The organism is Neisseria sp. HMSC064D07 (genome assembly GCF_001837185.1).
GTDB lineage: Bacteria > Pseudomonadota > Gammaproteobacteria > Burkholderiales > Neisseriaceae > Neisseria > Neisseria flavescens_C.
The window spans coordinates 1-911 of record NZ_KV831663.1 but is presented as its reverse complement, the minus strand read 5'-3'; the positions used below and the strand labels follow the sequence as shown (position 1 = coordinate 911).

The following is a 911-nucleotide window of genomic DNA, read 5'->3' as shown; positions in this document are numbered from 1 at the left end:
CTGATGTCGGGGGCTTTTTACATGCCTGTCGGTTTAGCGGCAGAATTGGGATAACAGGTGTTGGGATCAAGCATTGGGATAGTGATGTGCCGGTGTTTATGGAGCATTCGTGCATCTTGGTATTGGAATCGGAAATATTTACCCTGTTGTTATTCTTGAACAAAAATATCGAAAGTTATGGTTAACCGTTTGAAATATTTGAAATCAAACGATATTTGCGTTAATATGTTGTAAGCATTTATATGGAATGGGCTGTTGCCCTATTCTTATATGTGACAGTGTTTACAGATTAGGATAACCCATTCTGTAAACAGTCTGACTGATTCAATCAAACATATTATGGGAAAACCCTGATGAAGAAATTTTTATTTGGTACATTTGCCGCCGTCTGTGCGGCGTTCTCTTTGGCTGCCGTGAACGTCAATACGGCCTCTTCTGCGGAACTGGAGGCATTGCCGGGTATCGGCCCGGCTAAGGCGAAAGCGATTGTGGAATACCGTCAGAAGAACGGTGCGTTCAAATCGGTGGAGGAGCTGAAAAACGTGAAGGGCATCGGTGATGCGGTGCTGAACAAGTTGAAGGCGGAGGCGACGGTTTCTTCTGCCGCGCCTAAGGCTGCCCAGCCTGCCGTGAAAAAATAAGTCTGACGGAGGTTTGTGCCGTATACGCCGCCCCGAGGCCGAACTGCTTGCCAGTTCCGGCTGACGGGCGGCTTTGTATGGGGCCGGGAATAAAACTTGGACCAGTGGGGGCTTTACATTGGGTAAAGGGATGAACGGATAAGGTGCCTCTTGTTGGATAGGGATATAAAAGATAAAGGGAATAAAGATATGTACTCAAATGCATTTGACGGAAAACGGGATGGGGCAACTGTGCAGAGGGGCTACTCTTTGATACAGCTGTTGGTGGTG

At 47.2% G+C, this 911-nt stretch carries 2 protein-coding genes; both read left to right on the top strand.

Features of this window, described 5'->3' with window-relative positions:
* On the top strand, window positions 1-185 hold a 185-nt coding region (locus HMPREF2608_RS11530), incomplete at its 5' end, for a hypothetical protein (RefSeq protein WP_210402755.1).
* Window positions 186-353: 168 nt separating this feature from the next.
* Window positions 354-641 carry a ComEA family DNA-binding protein gene (locus HMPREF2608_RS03305; protein WP_070825970.1) on the top strand — a complete coding sequence of 96 codons (288 nt, stop codon included), beginning with the start codon at window positions 354-356 and terminating at the stop codon, window positions 639-641.
* The last annotated feature ends 270 nt before the right edge of the window (window positions 642-911 follow it).

Excerpts from the sequence above, each read along its gene's own strand:
- HMPREF2608_RS03305 (WP_070825970.1), top strand. The coding sequence starts at position 354 with ATGAAGAAATTTTTATTTGGTACATTTGCCGCCGTCTGTGCGGCGTTC.